Origin of the sequence: Photobacterium iliopiscarium, from assembly GCF_003026395.1 — a bacterium.
Taxonomy (GTDB): Bacteria; Pseudomonadota; Gammaproteobacteria; order Enterobacterales; family Vibrionaceae; genus Photobacterium; species Photobacterium iliopiscarium.
Window position 1 is genome coordinate 14,925 of sequence record NZ_PYOO01000002.1, and the last position, 17,331, is coordinate 32,255.

Here is a 17,331-nt window from a genome sequence, read left to right on the forward strand (position 1 = left end):
TGCTCTCAACGGCAGATACTCATTACAATAGTGTTATTTTACTCGAGACCACGCGTCACGCCAATGCTGCGTCTTACCAGGAGCATACCCGGCCAATTCACACCACGGTGTTGCTGGCCAATTACGGCAGCGGTAAACATTACCATTAGGCATCCGCACTCTATCGCCCGCACTGTATTTAAACCCTTCACGATAACGCGTAACTTTAAAATTATTAGGCTTAGTATAATCATTGTCATTGTAGTCGTTATCGTCATAATTATTATCATTGCCATTAAGACGAACTAACTTCCATGGACCTGATTTATTATTACGTTGAGGACGATCACCTTGAGTCCACCATTTGGCGACCCACAGTCGTCCAACATAACGTACGCTATCACCTTTGTTATATACAGACTCATTATTCCATGTCTGCAATCCTGATTGCCCACTCGGTAAGATCGTCGGACGATCATTTGCGAGTGCTACTGATGAAACAGTACTCAGTGATAATGTGCTTAGTACACACATAACAAGCAATGCGCTTTTTTTCATAATAATAGTAATCCCTACTTACAATAAAAAAAATATGGTGAAATAATCACCTTTTGTGTTTTATAAATTATAATCGATACTGATAAATAATTAGCACACAATATTGTAAGTAAGCGTATCTAAACGATTAATAACCGCCCGTTTTACTGTATTCAGCTTCTGCAAATTTCTTACCTTCAGCAGCCGCTGCTTGGCAAGCTTGTGGATCAACATCACCACGGTTAACCACATAATGGGTTAATTGCTGTGCTTTTTGAGTACGATTAAAAAACTCATGATAACCAATATTTCGGCATAATTCCCAAGATGAGACGCCCGCAGCATTCTCAACAGTATAACTATTTGATGGTGTTCCAGCACATCCAGTGACGGCAACAGTCATCACCGCTGCTATTATCATCTTTTTCATATATATCCCTCTTAAGCTATACATCAACGATAATACTATATCTATGATGCTAAAAGATTATTAATCATACGCTGCTATCTTAGACTACAGCTTAACACTATAACAACTGAATCTATTTTCATCCTTTGACTGCCACTCAAATAAGATAATAAAACCACGCTTTGAATGTCTTTTTAGGTTAAATATTATAACTAACCACAGAATAAAAATTTTACATTTACGCTAGTAATTAAACGCAAATTAGCATAAGTTGCGAAGCAATATTAATACCGTGATCAGGATACTTTTTCATGAACAATTTTCAGAGCTATTCTCAGCTCCTTCCTTGCTTTGATTGTCGTAAAAATACTGCTGAAGCAGATTTAGGTTGGTTAACACCAGCAATGTACGATAGCGTTCAACAGCAAATTACAGCAATTATCACGGGTGAAACGGCTTTTGGCGATGATCTTATCGCGATAGTTACTTGTAACCAAGAAGAAGCACGTGACTACTTATTATTAAATGCATTTGGTTACACTGAAGATGAATTAGCATCAAACGGCATTGATGCTGATGATCTTAAAGATATTGAACAAGAAATCACAGCAAATACGACTGCACTAGGTCAAGTGACTTTTGAGCACGAAATCGCATTGCAAGCTTGTAGTGCTTGTGAGTAATCACCCGTTATAACGTTAAACAATAAAGCTGTTAGCCTTGCTAGCAGCTTTTTTATATCGTAATCATATATCACAAAAAATGACACGGATAATCATCCACAATCTATTCACCGCACGTTTGAGCATTAAAGACATCATTAAAAAATCAGCTAATATCAAGCCAACCAATAACACTACGACATGCTAATAGTAGATTCCCTATCTCGTTCGTAACCTCACTGTAGGGAATGACGCGTGGTTAGTTTGGATATTCAATGTAGAAACATAGTTCTTAATGTTGTGGCGGAGCTGCTTGGGCATTAGAGGATTTGAACCCGCTTTATGTAAACGAAAAAAAGCCGCTAATTTTCATTAACGGTTTTCTTAAATGTGGCGGAGCTGCTTGGGCATTAGAGGATTTGAACCCGCTTTATGTAAACGAAAAAAAGCCGCTAATTTTCATTAACGGTTTTCTTAAATGTGGCGGAGCTGCTTGGGGCATTAGAGGATTTGAACCCGCTTTTATGTAAACGAAAAAAAGCCGCTAATAAATAGCGGCTTTTTAATGTGTGGCGGAGAGATAGGGATTTGAACCCTAGATACGCTATAAACGTATGCTGGTTTTCAAGACCAGTGCTTTCAACCGCTCAGCCATCTCTCCATGGCCGCTATAGTAATAACAATCTTATCAGTTGTAAAGTCTTTATTACTCAACCGCTTAAATATCAAACAATTATGCTGCTATTTTTCTTCAAAACCACAATCAATTAAAAAGCGCATAAAGCCATAGTTTTCTAGCCATGCTAATTGCTGCTCAGAACTCACTAAAAAACGACCGCTAAAGTTCACGCCGTGACCCGATAAGGTTTCTACTTGGTTTTTAACCCGTGGAATAATCAGCATCCAGCGCTCAGTGAGTAAAATATTATAAGGTAAACATTCACTTAAACCATTCACTAACTTAGTAGTATTTAACTGTAGAGATTCCATTGCGTCTAAATAATCAGCATATAACTGTTTTGGGTTCAACCCTTTGTAGAGAAACACTGCATGCTTAAAGGGTAATTGTCCATTTACGATCTGAGATTCTAAAGGAATAGATGTTCTCACAAGTTGCATATGACGATGCATTTGACTTGAACCCGCAATATGGCCTGAATTAAAGAAACCCAGTACATCACTACGTGTAATACCTTTAACCCATGCATTAAAATCTGCAAATGTTAACACTGATGTTTGGGGAATATAATCTTTAGCGCAAATCAACAGATGCGGAACAACGATTGGAAAACGATTCAATAAGCACACATAATCTGTATCCATATCCTTTATATAATCACAATGAGTATATGGTGCAATAAAAGGATCTTGTGTTGATACCGCAGGAGAATGCTTTATTTTCATATTATCAGTGAGTAGATTAACAATATAGTTAACACCCTCTTGCTGATAAATAATATCGTCATTAGTTAAAGGTAATAAATCACCATTTCCCAGTGCTAATTTGGTTTTTTCCGCACAAGTATTCCACAGCATTATTTTGCCCTTACTTTAATTATTCATCATTCTCTTGAAAGCAATCATCACAGTTTTGTAGCTCTATTTCATGACTGAACACAACAACGCCTTCGGCTGTCATATGTTCTGAAATTTGATCTTCAATCTCTGTAATTACGGTTGACTTAATATTACCGTGATTAATTTCTGACTCAGAATGATCGTAATAATTTAGTAGTAAAAAATCTTTTGCTTCATCTTCTGAACAAATAATCTCTACCGTAAAATAAGGTTCATAAACACTGCCACGCTGTTGCAGCATAACTTCAATTTGATCGGTAACATCCGCCTTCATACTCGGTGTTAACCAACCAAGGTCGGTTTTTACTTTTTTAGTGTGGCAATTAAAACAAGGTAATTCATAAGTATAAAACTGAAAGTTAGTCATATTAATTTCTCTTAATTTTCATTCTAGTTATAAAATTATGCTTATTCAGTTGTTTTTACTAGCATTAAAAATGCAATGTTGAGTTGTAATTACAAGCATAACTCAAGCACTTAATCTTCTACGGCTATCAATAGTAATTCAAACCTTTCATTACCTCGTAAATTTTCAAAATCATCTTCATCGGCGGCAAGTTCACGTAATGATATGCTGTCTTTAATCGCACGTTCTAAATCTGAGATGGCTTGTTCTTCTACCCCTAAACAAGCATAAGCACAGGCGCGTTGATATAAAGCATGCGCATTAGTGTCATCAACTTCCAATACTCGATTACAGATACTTAATGCCCAATGAAATTCACGCATTTCCATAGTGGCGTCAGCTTTATAAGTTAACGCTTCTAAATCACCCGGACGCACTTTTAAAATTTCGTCATAAATTTCTATTTTTTGCTCTGGTGTTTGTGAACTTTGAGCCCGAAGCCACAAGTTATGCACTTCATTGATTTTTTCTATTTCTTTATTATTCTCACTAATAATCCGTGTTTTACGCTTTAAGTCACGTTCTAATGCTTTGAATTTCTGTTCGTAATTATCCGCAATACCTTTTAATTGTAATTCTGCCATCCGCTTGGTGTTTTCTTTTATTTCACGCATTGATTGCCAACCAATTAAAGCTATCAATGACGCTACAGCCGCAATAATATAAAAGAAGTACGTTACCGTAACATTAGCGTAGTTCATTGATTTATCTGCAACAGATAACTCTCTATCGGTAATATCACGGGTAATTCGACGTTCAAGATCTTGTTGATCCATACGTAATGATTTCAATTCATCAAGCACATAACGCTCAATCATTGGTTTTTCATAAATACTCTGTTCGGAGTAAGGTTTTGCATTATCGCCACTCGCGGCATGAACAACAGAAACGGGGAACATAAAACAAAATATTACAATTCCTAACAGCAGTTTAAACATAAGCTACAACCTTTTTACTTATAAATTGGTATTACATTAAAATCAAAAATAGACATTATCATTTTAGTTTTTTCACTGTCAGTTTAGATTTAAAATCAATAAAATACGAAAAAACATCATTATCTTCAAAAAAGTTAACACTAAAATAAATTTTTAGCAAAAAGCATCATTAGAATAATGATTCATTCCAATATCGATTAACTGATTAAACAAACGAACCACAGTCTAAATAATGGCACTCATTTCTTCACATAAAAAAAGGGATGCAATTAAGCATCCCTTTCTATAAATCGTTAACTATTTCACACTGACCTATTTAAGAGTTGTGTAATAGTTAAGACCTTCAGATAGATTATTAAAGCCACTGATAGTAGGAACAATCTGACGAATAACACGGTTCCAACGTGCGATTGGTGCTGCTGTTACATAAACAATATCGTATGGTTGTAATTCAAATTCAGTACCAATAACCAATGCAGTCGCATCTTTAATATTTAATTGGTAAATATTTGCAATCGTCTTATCTTTAGCATTTTTCTTATCGTCATTACGAGTCGAACGAATAACAAAAATACCGGTTGCATCAGCCTCAAGTTCGTTAATACCGCCAACGCTACTTAGCGCTTCTGTTAAGCTCATACCTGCGCGGTCAATCTTAAGTAGTTTAGGCTCATTAACTTCACCCATCACGAATACTTTTTGATTATCGTTACGTGGCACGTGAATGATATCGCCATTTTGTAACAAACGGTTTTCAAGTAAATCACCACGTTGCATTAATGCATATAATGAAATCGTTTGGTCTTTACCATTACGCGTTAATGTCACATGACGCCAATCAGCATCAGCAGCTAAACCGCCTGATTTATCGATCGCATCAAGTAATGTAAGAGGCACATTGCTAATAGGTTGTTGACCTGGTGTTTTAACTTCACCAGTAACATATGCTTTTTGAGATCGGAATGATGCTACGTTAACATCTACTTGAGGACTTTCAATATAAGCAGATAAACGGTTAGAGATGATCTTACGAACTTCAGAAACAGTTTTACCTTCCACATAAACTTTACCAATATATGGATAGAAAATAGTTCCATCAGCATGAACCCAGTTACCGGCTTCACTTGCGCTACGGTATGCACCTGCTGGGATCGTTAATTCAGGATGGTCCCAAATTGTAACGTTTAGAATATCGCCAGGGCCAATATGGTATTCATAATTAGCTAATTCAGCTTCCAAACGTGGATTTTGTTCAGCTTTCACCTTTGGAAGACGGTACTGATTGACAGTATTAGCAGTAAGAGGGTAAACATTCACACGATCTGATATATTCGTGCTGTCACCATCAGCGACTGCAACAACATGCTTACCATCAAGTGATAAGTTAGAACCAGGTACAGTACACCCAGCTAAAGTCGATGAGATTAATGCCGCTATTAGAATTTTCTTTGTTAAATCCATTATAAATTCACATATGTTGTTAAAATAAACTACCGTAATGCACTTCTACGTGAAAAATTATTCAACAATAGTAGTATGACTACAATAACTATAAACTAGCTATTGTTTACGATGATTAATACCTAAAGTTTTATTCTTATCAAATTTAATATGATTTCAATTTCGAAAAAACCTGGGGGTTCAGCTACATTACTGAATAGATATCCCCATTAAGCTTATGCTAGATAATGATCTGCTATATAAATAACAGGAAAATAAGATTACTCTCCACTTTCATTCTACCGTTTTTATAGCAATACTCATACCTATAAGGGATCAACATTTAAATATCAAAATAGCAATCCGTAATAACTTTCTATTATTAAAATTCAAAGCTATGCATTATAAAACACTTCATCTAAAACATAACATCTCAAAACAATAATCACTTTAACTCACTATTGTTCGCAATAAAGCAAATAAGCTCTATATGTCGATGTATCAGTAGCGTTGTAAAATACATTGTAAATCTGGTTCTAAGAATATGATATTAGTTAAAAAACAGCCATTAAATTAAAATATTAAATTAAAATAAAATAAAAAGCTCATTTATCACAACCAGAAAACACATATAAAACAACATGTTGAACGAGTTGTTAATATAAAAACGAGAAAAAACACCAGGTTCATACCTAATGCTACTTTACTCAAGTTTTCTGATTTTCAGATTAAATCAGGCCAAAATGATTCACGCATTGAATATTAAAAATAAAAGTGATAATTAAAACTGATGTAATGGTTATTATTATATCTGTTATAAAAACATAAAGCATATGATTTATATCTTTACTAACCATCAATGTCCTTGAAAACACATTTACAAAATCAACGTTATATCATTATTATAAAATCATTTCGAAAATAGTATTACAATAATATTGTATCCAAATAACAAAACCAACCATCCTTATTTTCTATCAATTTAAAATCTCATTTTTATATGTTTTTAGCTATGTTGCATAACTCTATAATGTAAAATATCTCAAAGTTAACACCGCTTAAAACTCATTATCGAGTATGTTTTATACAAAAAATGTTTTATATTAGAATAAATACACTTATTATTAATTACTGTGATCTCTTTAAAAATAAACACAGTCGACATAATTTAAATAAATAGCATTATAAAGATCTATATCTACAATGAATTTAAATAAGATAATTAACACTCTCAAATTTTTCCCTTTCTATTTACTTTTTGCTCCTTTCTGGTTTTCTAATGGTATTGTGGATAAGTTTTATGGTGTATTTTTTGGCACCTATGCAGGCGATAGTTGGGCTGGTTGGAAAAAATATATCGCAGGAAACTGGGCAAAAAAACCTGTTACTGATTTTCTATTAGTACCCTTTTTTGACTACTTATTTCCTGTTTTAATGTTGTTACAAGCATTACCGTTTATTTTATTGGTCGTTTCATTTATAAAAATGGAATTCATGCCTAACAAACCAAAACTATGGTTAAAAGCAGGTATTCTAGCATCCTTATTTGTGACATCAGCAATGTGCTTTAGCCAAACACTAGCAGGAACATCTGATGTTCAATACTTATTTCAATTCTGGGGCATTTCTCTGCTTGGTTTCTGGTATGTCGAAAACCAAGAAAAAATCATTTAAAAAGAAACAACGATTAAATAATAAACATAAAAAAGCCCTCTACTTACACTTTCAATGAGAAAGCGATGAACCGAGGGCTTATTATTGGTATGTAATAAATCAGCAAATAATTACTTTATGTACTCACCACGACGTAATGCATCAATACGCTTTTCTAGTGGTGGATGGGTCATGAAAAATTCAGATAACGATTTCTTACCATTAATACCAAAGGCCATCATTGAACCTTCTAAATGTGGTTCTTGGCTTATTTTTAAACGCTCCAGTGCCGCGATCATTTTTTCACGACCCACCAACTTTGCAGAACCCGCATCAGCATAAAATTCACGATGACGGCTATACCACATTGTTAGAATACTGGCGAGGAAACCAAACAAGACTTCCATAATTGAAGAGACAATAAAGTAAGTCATATAACTACCACCCCCCTCGCTGTCTTCACTATTGCTGTTAACACCACTAATGGCACCAGCAACAAGTCGAGAAACAAAAATCACGAATGTATTTACCACACCTTGCATTAACGTCATCGTCACCATATCGCCGTTAGCAACATGGCTAATTTCATGAGCTAGTACTGCTTCCGCTTCATCGCGAGTCATGCTATGCAGTAATCCTGTTGATACGGCAACTAATGAATCATCACGCTTTGCTCCAGTAGCAAATGCGTTAATATCTGGCGCGTCATAAATAGCGACAGTCGGCATACCAATACCAGCTTGCTCTGCTTGACGAGCAACAGTATTGACTAACCAATGTTCAGTTTCATTACGCGGGTGTTCAATTACAACGCCACCAACAGAACGTAATGCCATCGACTTTGACATCATTAAAGACACTAATGAGCCACCAAAACCAAACAAAGCCGCCATTACTAACAATCCAGAAAGGCTGCCTGGTTGCATTCCTGTTACCGCATAAACAATGTTAAGTACAATACTAAACACCAACATTACGGCAAGGTTTGTTGCTAGAAATAACGCAATACGTTTCATATCTATCATCTTCTCCAATTGAAAGGACATTACTTATTCAAGTTTATACTTTATAAGACTATATTTTCTCGTCTTGTCAGTATATTTAATCCACTACTACTTACTATATTCGAATAATATGGCTGTAAATTAAAGTGCTAAATTGTTACTAATTCTTATCAAACTCAAATTAAGTCCATTTTGAGGCAAAATAACCACAAAATGAGATCTCTATGACGTCAAAAGTCCAACATTTAAATTACATTTAACCGTTAGCACAATACTGAATGATAAAAATAAATCATGATTAGACTTTGGTCGTATTGCTTTCATAGTATAACTCGATTATTGTTTACATATCGTTATGAAACAGCGAGCACAATAAGAATGGAACAGGGAGGATTCATGGTTAATAATGAAAGTTATCAAGTTGCTATAGATATTTTACGTTGTCATCTTGGAATGTCCATGGATGAAGCTCGTAAAGAATTAGGCCTTGATCAAACTGGAAATTCAGCACCAACAACAGAAATACCTGAAATACTAATTGGGCTTAACTCATCTAATTAGTTTATACCTATCAATTAAAATAAAAGGCACATTGCGTGCCTTTTGTTGTTTTATGTCTTTTACCTTAATGTCGTTAAATCAATATACACACTACAATTTGACATCTGATCACGCGATAAATAAGGAATTTCAGCCATTTTTCCCCCCGGTAAATGCTGCTCTAACCACGTTATCATCACGGTATAGTTATCTGTTTGAGGCTCAATACAATTAGCAATCCATCCAACAACAGTTAAGCCATCTGCTTGAATCGCTTCTGCTGTTAATAAGGCATGATTTAAACAACCCAGTTTTATGCCTATCACTAAAATGACAGGCAACTGCTCTTGCTTTACCCATGAAGAAAGATAATCAGTAGCATTAATAGGAACACGCCAACCACCAGCACCTTCAACAAGCACACAATCAGATTTTGTTTTAAGATCAGCGAGTCCCTGAGACAATACGTTAAATTCAATGACTTTATTTTCTTCAATTACCGCGATATGAGGTGAAACAGGTTGATAAAAAGAGTACGGATTAACTTCATTATAAGTCACGCTAACCGATGATGCTTGTTGCAGTAATAAAGCATCACTATTTCGTAATCCTTGTGGTGTTCTATCACAACCAGAAGCAATGGGTTTATACCCTACCATCGCAATACCTGCCTGCTCCGCAGCATTCAAAATGGCACAACTACAAACAGTTTTACCCACATCGGTATCTGTTCCTGTCACAAAATAGGCTTTATGCATTTTTTAATACTCCAAAACACACCTGATAGGTCGCAGGCAATAATCCATTATCTAATCGAAAATAATCGTAGGCATGCTCTAACTCAATAAATGTTTGTCGTCCAATTAGCCCCGATTGTCGCTGTTGGTATAAATGGGTGGCACCAATACCTTTTAAATCACGCATTAATTTCATTGCGGTTGGGTAATAAACAGTAATAGGTTTACATTCTAAGGTATCAATCGTTAAGCCTGATTGTGCTATCTCTGCTTTAATTCGTTGCAGTGACTTAAACCCATTAACATGCGGCTTATCATCAATCTGTGACCATGCGTATTTAAGCTCATTTAATGAACCTTCAACTAATGTGGTAAATAAAATAGCACCATCAAATCTCACTACCCGTTGTAACTCTCGTAACGGAACACTTAAATCATCACACCATTGCAAAGCTAAATTACTAAACGCAATATCATAACTATCATTCGCCATCACAATATTTTCAGCATCTGTTTGTAAATACTGGCAATGACTTCCACACCGTTGCTGCGCCTGTAATAACATTTGTGCAGAGAGATCAGCGGCGGTTACTTCATACCCTTGTTGCTGTAACACCGCACTGAAATAACCAGTACCACACCCCATATCAATCACTTTCGGCATGGCTATTACTGAAGATGTTGTTGATATAAAAGATAATAATTGATGCCCAACAAAGCGTTGAAATGCCGCTGATTTATCGTAATGTTGAGCAGCTCGTCCAAAGGCACTCGCAATCGCTTGTTTGTTTGTTTGAGCACATATATTTAGTTTATCCAACATCGATAACCTCATTCATAGCCATGGCCAACTGACGAATATCACTTTCATTATGATTAGCTGTCAGTGTTATTCGTAAACGCGCACTGTGTGGTGCAACGGTTGGCGGTCGAATAGCCCCCACTTTAATACCCCGTTGTTGTAATTGGGCAGCGATTGTCATTGTTTGGCAACTATCGCCAATAATAATCGGTTTAATGGGGGTGATCGTCGGTATAAGACCAAGACTCTTATCAAGATAATGATCTAAAGACGCAGACAATACCTGCAACTTTTCTCGACGCCAAGATTGAGTTTGAATCAATGAACAAGCACGACTTAATGCAACCGCTTGAGCAGGAGGCATCGCGGTAGAATAGATATAATGACGAGCAAATTGCACTAAATATTCAGCAGTATCTTGACTGCACAATACCGCCGCCCCTTGTATACCAAAGGCTTTACCAAAAGTAATAATTAATATATCCGCTTTTATTCCAGCCAAATGACAACTTCCCTGCCCAGCCTCACCTAATACACCACAGCCATGAGCATCATCGACCATTAACCAATTTTTATGTTGAGTTGTAATCTCTCGCAATACTGCTAGTGGCGCACAATCGCCATCCATACTAAAAACACCTTCTGTTACCACTAACGATGCGGTATCAACTTCGGGTGTTATGGATAAAAGCTGTTGTTGCAACGCAGCCATATCGTTATGCGCAAAACGTTTCATCTTCGCGGGTGATAACATTCCAGCTTCAATTAAAGAGGCATGATTGAGCTTATCTTGAAACAACCGATCTTGCGCTTGCAATAACGTAAATAACACCGCTTGGTTAGCACTAAAGCCACTGTTAAATAACAACGCCCGTTGATAACCCAGCCATTCTGTTAATTGCAGTTCTAAATCAGCATGTGGTGGCTGAAAACCTGTTACTAATGGCGATGCACTACTTCCTGCACCATATTTCGCTAATCCTTGCTGCCACGCCGTAATAATTTCAGAATCTTGTGCTAAACCAAGATAATCATTACTGGCGAAATTTAACATTTTTGAATTTGCATTACAGCACTGTAACTGCCGATAAAGGCCTTGTTGTTGACGTTGCGCCAGGGCTTGTTGATGACGTTGATTAAAGAGAGGCATCATAGAAAATGTCATCTTTTGTTGGGCGAGCAGCAACACGTTCTATTACTTGGCCCAATAATTCTTGTGCTTGAACATCATCAGGCTTGGCTACTTGATGCTGGCTGTTAATACCCAATTTAGCAAAAAGTTGCATGTCTTTATCTTCGCCGGGATTAGGTGTGGTCAATAACTTACAACCATAGAACACAGAATTAGCACCCGCCATAAAACACAATGCTTGCATTTGCTCATTCATATCTTCACGCCCAGCAGATAGTCTTACTGCTGATTGTGGCATGATAATTCGAGCAACTGCAATAATACGAATGAAATCAAATGGATCAACATCCTCTGCATTTTCAAGAGGTGTTCCTTTAACTTTTACTAGCATATTAATGGGCACACTTTCAGGATGAACCGATAAATTCGCTAATTCCATCAGTAACCCCACACGATCTCGTGCACTTTCGCCCATACCAATAATGCCACCAGAACAGATTTTCATGCCTGCATCACGCACATGCGCCAAGGTATCTAATCGATCTTGATAAGTGCGCGTGGTAATAATGTTGCCGTAATACTCAGGAGAAGTATCAAGATTATGGTTGTAGTAATCCAACCCTGCCGCCGCTAATGTATTCGCCTGAACGGTCGTGATCATACCCAGTGTCATACATGTTTCTAGCCCCAATTTTTTAACGCCTTGCACCATATCAAGCAAATATGGCATATCGCGATCTTTAGGGTTTTTCCATGCAGCGCCCATACAAAAACGGGTTGCACCTGATTGCTTAGCTTTCATCGCAGCATCAAGCACCCGATCAACTTCTAATAAACGTTCTTTTTCTATATCCGTACGATAATGCGCACTTTGAGGGCAATATTTACAATCTTCAGGACAAGCTCCAGTTTTAATTGACAGTAAGGTACTCACTTGTACCTGATTAGGTTGATGGTATTGACGATGAATTTGTTGCGCTTCAAACACTAAATCCATAAATGGCTTATTAAATAAAGCTTGAATCTGCTCAACCGTCCAATTATTACGAACGTCCACAATGCACCTCTTTATTATGTTTTTATTATCCAAAATCACTGTCTTGTTGTCAGTGCCATAGCAAGGTAATAGCGTTATGACACTTATAACTCTGGTATAGAAAACAACCAAATAGACACTGATTCATCTTTTAATTGTTGGCTAGTCTACTAATAGCACGTAAACTGTCAACCTTGAATAATAAAATAGGTTTACTACTGTGCAAAAAGAGAACGGTATTGATGTTGAGTTTGACCTTCGTCATATTTGGCATCCATACACATCAACCATTACGCCACTACCTTGTTACCCTGTCACCATCGCAAAAGGTGTATATTTAACACTTGAAGATGGCACTCAATTAATTGATGGCATGTCTTCATGGTGGTCTGCAATTCATGGCTATAACCATCCTCAATTAACCATGGCAGCAAAAACACAATTAGATAAGATGTCACATGTCATGTTCGGTGGCATCACCCATCAACCAGCCGTTGAACTGTGTAAAAAATTAGTCGCGATAACACCGCAAGACTTAGATACGGTCTTTCTTGCTGACTCAGGCTCAGTCGCCGTCGAAGTCGCCCTTAAAATGGCACTGCAATATTGGCACGCCAAAGGTGAATATCGCTCCAGCTTTTTAACCCTTCGCCATGGTTATCATGGTGATACTTTTGCAGCAATGTCGGTGACCGATCCCGACAATTCAATGCACAGTATTTATAAAGGATTTTTACCTAAACATATTTTTGCAAACTCTCCCCAATGTGGATTCTGGGATGAATGGAATGAAGATGATATTAGTGACTTTTCTGAAAAATTAGCCCAGAACCACCAACAGATTGCCGCTGTTATTTTAGAGCCGATTGTTCAAGGTGCGGGAGGAATGCGGTTATATCATCCAACCTATTTACGTCGAGTACGAGAATTATGCGATGATTATGGCGTATTATTTATTGCCGATGAAATAGCGGTGGGGTTTGGTCGAACGGGTAAACTGTTTGCCTGTGAGCATGCCAATGTTAGCCCTGATATTATGTGTGTTGGCAAAGCATTAACTGGCGGATATATGACATTATCAGCAACTATTACCCGTAAATATATTGCAGATACAGTATGCAGTGGAGAAGCGGGCTGCTTTATGCATGGTCCAACATTTATGGGCAACCCCCTCGCCTGTGCCGTTGCTAATAAAAACCTTGAGATATTAGAACAAAATCAATGGCAACAACAAGTTGCAAATATTGAAAAACAGCTAGCAGTTGAATTACCCCGCATTGCAACACTGAATAAAGTAAAACAAGTGCGTTGGTTAGGCGCTATTGGGGTGGTTGAATTACATCAACCCGTTAATATGGCTGAAATACAACAGGCTTTTGTTAATGCTGGTGTATGGATCCGCCCTTTTGGTCGACTCATCTATATTATGCCCCCCTACATTATTACTTCAGCTCAACTATCATGCTTAACCCAAGCAATATATCAAGTACTCAAAAGATAAAACGTCACGATTAAACAGCCATTTATTTCACCTCAGTATCATAAAGCAGACATTGTTCTATTTTAGTCTGCTTATACTGATTAAAGGTGCCCGACCAACATAATAATAATCATATATCGAGCGACTATTTACTCATTATTAATACATATGTTTTAGGGTTATTATTATGCAACTACCACTTTTCCCCGTTGATATTTACTTATTACCTAACGGCATTTGCAAATTACAGATTTACGAACAACGTTACATACGTTTAGTAAAATTAGCGACAGCCAACCATCATGGTTTTGGACTCTGTATGAAAATTGATGATAATCTTTGTCATTTTGGTACACGGGTTATTATCACTGATTTTGATCCTCTACCGAATGGGTTTATGAGCATTACGATCCAAGGTGTAGAAATGTTTTTGATCAATAATCATTGGCAAGATAATGATCGTCTTTATATCGGTGATACCTCGCCTGTTCCTAACTGGCATCGTAAAAATATTAACTTTATAGATCAAAATATCTCAGATAATTTACAACACCTGTTCCAACAACACCCAGATCATGCGAGTTATTATCCTGAACCAAAATTTGATGATATTACATGGGTATGCCAACGATGGCTCGAAATTTTACCGTTAGAAGTTAATCAGAAACAATGGTTCATGAGTCGTAATGATTGCAGTGCTGCATTATCTTTCTTACATAGCGTGATCAATAATCATTCAACATCAAAATAAGTACTTATTCTTATAAACCACACATAAGTCACATATTAAATTATGAGCAAATATTTATTATATTTAATAGTAAATATCATTACTGCTTTAAATAGTACTAATATATTAGTATTTACTTCAATTAATATATTTTAAAATCATCAAATAGTATTTATTATATTTCAATCAAGCACATTAAATGCATTATTAGTCGTATATGTTCGTATTTCTACGCGTAAATAGTCACTGTAATGATAACTATTATCTTTAATATAAAAATATAACTTTGTTAGATATAATAAACACTTAAAATATTAGCTTATGTATGCAAATACATTGTTTCCAATAATGCTATAATCATTTAATTTATCTATTTGCATATCGAGTGTAACAGTTTGATTATTTGTGATTATTTTAAAACTCATTAATGACTAGATTTATAGTCACATCACATTTAATTAATAAGTATGATAAATACAGAAAAAAAATAGATAGAAAGTTTCTTTTTCATGCCTACAATAATCTCCCCACTGAGATAATCAGTACAAAAAATACTATTCATATAGTAATAATAATTAGAAATAAAATTCGTCTATTTGAATACGGAATAAGACGACTCAGCCAGGGAAAAAAACATGCTTAATCTAGCAATATCTGTCATTCCAATTTTATTATTAATTTGGATGATGACAAAAAAAAACGCGCTACCTTCACATGTTGCACTACCTTTAACAGCGTTACTTATTGGTATCTTACAATTAATTTATTTTGGTACTAGCGGCCGCTTATTAGCTGCAAATATTATTTCAGGCTCTTTATCAGCTCTTACACCTATCTCTATTATTGCTGGTGCGATTTTATTAAATCGAACCCTCTCAATTTCAGGCTGTGAAGATGTCATAAAACAATGGTTAGAAGGCATTAGCAAGAACCAAATTGGTCAATTAATGATCATTGGTTGGGCGTTTGCTTTTATGATTGAAGGTGCATCAGGATTTGGTACTCCTGCCGCGATTGCAGCACCGATTCTTGTTGGACTCGGCTTTAACCCATTACGGGTCGCCATGTTAGCGTTAGTGATGAATTCGGTTCCTGTTTCTTTTGGCGCTGTGGGCACACCAACATGGTTTGGATTTGGTAACTTAGGACTGTCAGATGCAGAGCTGCTACATGTCGGTAGCTTATCTGCCATCATGCACACTGTTGCTGCGATTATCATTCCCGTTATTGCATTAAAATTTATTGTTAGCTGGCAGCAAATTCGTCGCAACATTATTTTTATTCAGCTTAGCATTTGGTCATGTACGTTACCTTATGTGTGGTTAGCACAATGGAACTATGAATTCCCTGCGCTTATTGGTGGTGCGATTGGTTTAACATTATCAATACTTTTTGCACGTTATAACATAGGGTTAGAAAAGAAACCGACAACGGACATAGAAAAAACAACGGTAGCGTTGCCCTTTGGACGCGTGTTTAAAGCGATGGCACCTACGCTATTACTGATCGTCATTTTAATTGTAACCCGTATTAAACAATTAGGACTAAAAGGCATGTTAAACGACGCAACCCCGATGTGGAATATTCACTTAGGGTTTGCCGACTTACATATTAGCCAAGCGTTAATTATCCATATCAGTCAAATTTTAGGTACTGATACAGCATGGGCATATAAGACACTTTATGTGCCTGCATTAATACCATTTTTCTTAGTTGTTTTTGTGTCGATCCCTTTTCTAAAGATGAATCGACACCAAGTAACAGCCGTATTTAGTGATACAGCATCACGTATAAAAACACCCTTTATCGCCCTTATTGGTGCGTTAATTATGGTGAAATTTATGATGATTGGCGGTGAGCATTCACCGATCATGACAACGGGTAACGCGTTCGCACATTTACTGGGTAAAAATTGGCAATATTGTGCTGCTTATTTAGGGGCGTTAGGTGCATTTTTCTCAGGCTCTGCAACCGTTTCTAACCTTACTTTTGGTGCGATTCAACAAAGTATTGCTCACACTGTTGGCCTACCAGAAACCATTATTCTGGCTTTACAATCGGTAGGTGGTGCAATGGGTAATATGGTGTGCATTAATAATATTATTGCCGTGTCCGCCATACTTGGTATTGCGAATAAAGAAGGTTACATCATTAAGCGAACAGTTATTCCTATGGTTTTATATGGCGTAATTGTCGCGGTAGTCAGTACGTTTCTTTAACCACTAAATAAAATAGGTTGGCGAACTGCATCGCAGACGTCAACCAACA

The 17,331-nt window shown here is 36.5% G+C and carries 17 protein-coding genes and 1 tRNA gene; 6 read left to right on the plus strand and 12 right to left on the minus strand.

Annotated elements, in window-relative coordinates:
• Positions 1–33: 33 nt before the first annotated feature.
• Both C9J51_RS03425 and C9J51_RS03430 read right to left on the minus strand, forming a co-directional pair.
• Entirely contained in the window at positions 34–537 is a 504-nt protein-coding gene (locus C9J51_RS03425) for a carbohydrate-binding protein (protein WP_045036178.1), read from the minus strand.
• Positions 538–664: 127 nt separating this feature from the next.
• Positions 665–946 (minus strand): lipoprotein, encoded by a 282-nt coding sequence (locus C9J51_RS03430; RefSeq protein ID WP_045036179.1) that lies wholly within the window; start codon positions 944–946, stop codon positions 665–667.
• 290 nt (positions 947–1,236) lie between these two features.
• Between C9J51_RS03430 and C9J51_RS03435 the strand changes: the two genes are divergently transcribed.
• Entirely contained in the window at positions 1,237–1,608 is a 372-nt protein-coding gene (locus C9J51_RS03435; protein ID WP_045036180.1) for a hypothetical protein, read from the plus strand.
• 549 nt (positions 1,609–2,157) lie between these two features.
• Here C9J51_RS03435 and C9J51_RS03445 read toward each other — a convergent pair.
• The 5 genes from C9J51_RS03445 to C9J51_RS03465 all read right to left on the minus strand — a co-directional run bounded on the left by C9J51_RS03445 (position 2,158) and on the right by C9J51_RS03465 (position 5,970).
• Positions 2,158–2,248, minus strand: a tRNA-Ser gene (locus tag C9J51_RS03445).
• 80 nt (positions 2,249–2,328) lie between these two features.
• Positions 2,329–3,123 carry an ATP adenylyltransferase family protein gene (locus C9J51_RS03450; protein WP_107249693.1) on the minus strand — a complete coding sequence of 265 codons (795 nt, stop codon included), beginning with the start codon at positions 3,121–3,123 and terminating at the stop codon, positions 2,329–2,331.
• A gap of 19 nt (positions 3,124–3,142) precedes the next feature.
• Positions 3,143–3,532, minus strand: a complete 390-nt coding sequence (locus tag C9J51_RS03455) for a hypothetical protein (RefSeq protein ID WP_045039394.1) — start codon at positions 3,530–3,532, stop codon at positions 3,143–3,145.
• Positions 3,533–3,642: 110 nt separating this feature from the next.
• On the minus strand, positions 3,643–4,470 hold the full coding sequence (locus C9J51_RS03460; protein ID WP_045036220.1) for a tetratricopeptide repeat protein: 828 nt from the start codon (positions 4,468–4,470) through the stop codon (positions 3,643–3,645).
• 351 nt (positions 4,471–4,821) lie between these two features.
• Positions 4,822–5,970 carry a polysaccharide export protein gene (locus C9J51_RS03465; RefSeq protein WP_045036183.1) on the minus strand — a complete coding sequence of 383 codons (1,149 nt, stop codon included), beginning with the start codon at positions 5,968–5,970 and terminating at the stop codon, positions 4,822–4,824.
• Positions 5,971–7,152: 1,182 nt separating this feature from the next.
• Between C9J51_RS03465 and C9J51_RS03470 the strand changes: the two genes are divergently transcribed.
• The gene (locus tag C9J51_RS03470; RefSeq protein WP_045039393.1) at positions 7,153–7,623 is read left to right on the plus strand and encodes a hypothetical protein; all 471 of its coding nucleotides are present in this window, start codon (positions 7,153–7,155) and stop codon (positions 7,621–7,623) included.
• A 110-nt stretch (positions 7,624–7,733) separates the two neighbouring features.
• Here C9J51_RS03470 and htpX read toward each other — a convergent pair whose 3' ends face one another.
• Positions 7,734–8,618 carry a protease HtpX gene (gene htpX / locus C9J51_RS03475; protein ID WP_045036185.1) on the minus strand — a complete coding sequence of 295 codons (885 nt, stop codon included), beginning with the start codon at positions 8,616–8,618 and terminating at the stop codon, positions 7,734–7,736.
• 384 nt (positions 8,619–9,002) lie between these two features.
• Between htpX and C9J51_RS19455 the strand changes: the two genes are divergently transcribed.
• On the plus strand, positions 9,003–9,167 hold the full coding sequence (locus tag C9J51_RS19455) for a hypothetical protein (protein WP_045039392.1): 165 nt from the start codon (positions 9,003–9,005) through the stop codon (positions 9,165–9,167).
• A 59-nt stretch (positions 9,168–9,226) separates the two neighbouring features.
• Here the strand turns inward: C9J51_RS19455 and bioD are convergent, their stop codons facing one another.
• The 4 genes from bioD to bioB are packed head-to-tail and all read right to left on the minus strand — an operon-like array spanning position 9,227 to position 12,874.
• Positions 9,227–9,904 carry a dethiobiotin synthase gene (bioD, locus tag C9J51_RS03480; protein WP_045039391.1) on the minus strand — a complete coding sequence of 226 codons (678 nt, stop codon included), beginning with the start codon at positions 9,902–9,904 and terminating at the stop codon, positions 9,227–9,229.
• Positions 9,897–10,706 carry a malonyl-ACP O-methyltransferase BioC gene (bioC, locus tag C9J51_RS03485; RefSeq protein ID WP_045039390.1) on the minus strand — a complete coding sequence of 270 codons (810 nt, stop codon included), beginning with the start codon at positions 10,704–10,706 and terminating at the stop codon, positions 9,897–9,899. The genes bioD and bioC overlap by 8 nt, the downstream gene beginning before the upstream one ends.
• Positions 10,696–11,835 carry an 8-amino-7-oxononanoate synthase gene (gene bioF, locus C9J51_RS03490; protein ID WP_045039402.1) on the minus strand — a complete coding sequence of 380 codons (1,140 nt, stop codon included), beginning with the start codon at positions 11,833–11,835 and terminating at the stop codon, positions 10,696–10,698. Before bioF ends, bioC begins: the two co-directional genes overlap by 11 nt.
• Positions 11,822–12,874: a biotin synthase BioB gene (gene bioB, locus C9J51_RS03495; RefSeq protein WP_107274871.1), complete on the minus strand. Its 1,053-nt coding sequence runs from the start codon at positions 12,872–12,874 to the stop codon at positions 11,822–11,824. The genes bioF and bioB overlap by 14 nt, the downstream gene beginning before the upstream one ends.
• Before the next feature lie 199 nt (positions 12,875–13,073).
• Here bioB and bioA point away from each other — a divergent pair, with 199 nt between their 5' ends.
• The 3 genes from bioA to C9J51_RS03510 all read left to right on the plus strand — a co-directional run bounded on the left by bioA (position 13,074) and on the right by C9J51_RS03510 (position 17,282).
• The gene (bioA, locus tag C9J51_RS03500) at positions 13,074–14,354 is read left to right on the plus strand and encodes an adenosylmethionine--8-amino-7-oxononanoate transaminase (RefSeq protein ID WP_045039389.1); all 1,281 of its coding nucleotides are present in this window, start codon (positions 13,074–13,076) and stop codon (positions 14,352–14,354) included.
• A gap of 166 nt (positions 14,355–14,520) precedes the next feature.
• Complete coding sequence (locus C9J51_RS03505; protein WP_045035532.1) at positions 14,521–15,084, plus strand: LON peptidase substrate-binding domain-containing protein; 564 nt, start codon at positions 14,521–14,523, stop codon at positions 15,082–15,084.
• Between the two features lie 614 nt (positions 15,085–15,698).
• A complete protein-coding gene (locus C9J51_RS03510; protein WP_045035533.1) occupies positions 15,699–17,282 on the plus strand; it encodes an L-lactate permease in 1,584 nt (527 codons plus the stop codon).
• Positions 17,283–17,331: the final 49 nt, after the last annotated feature.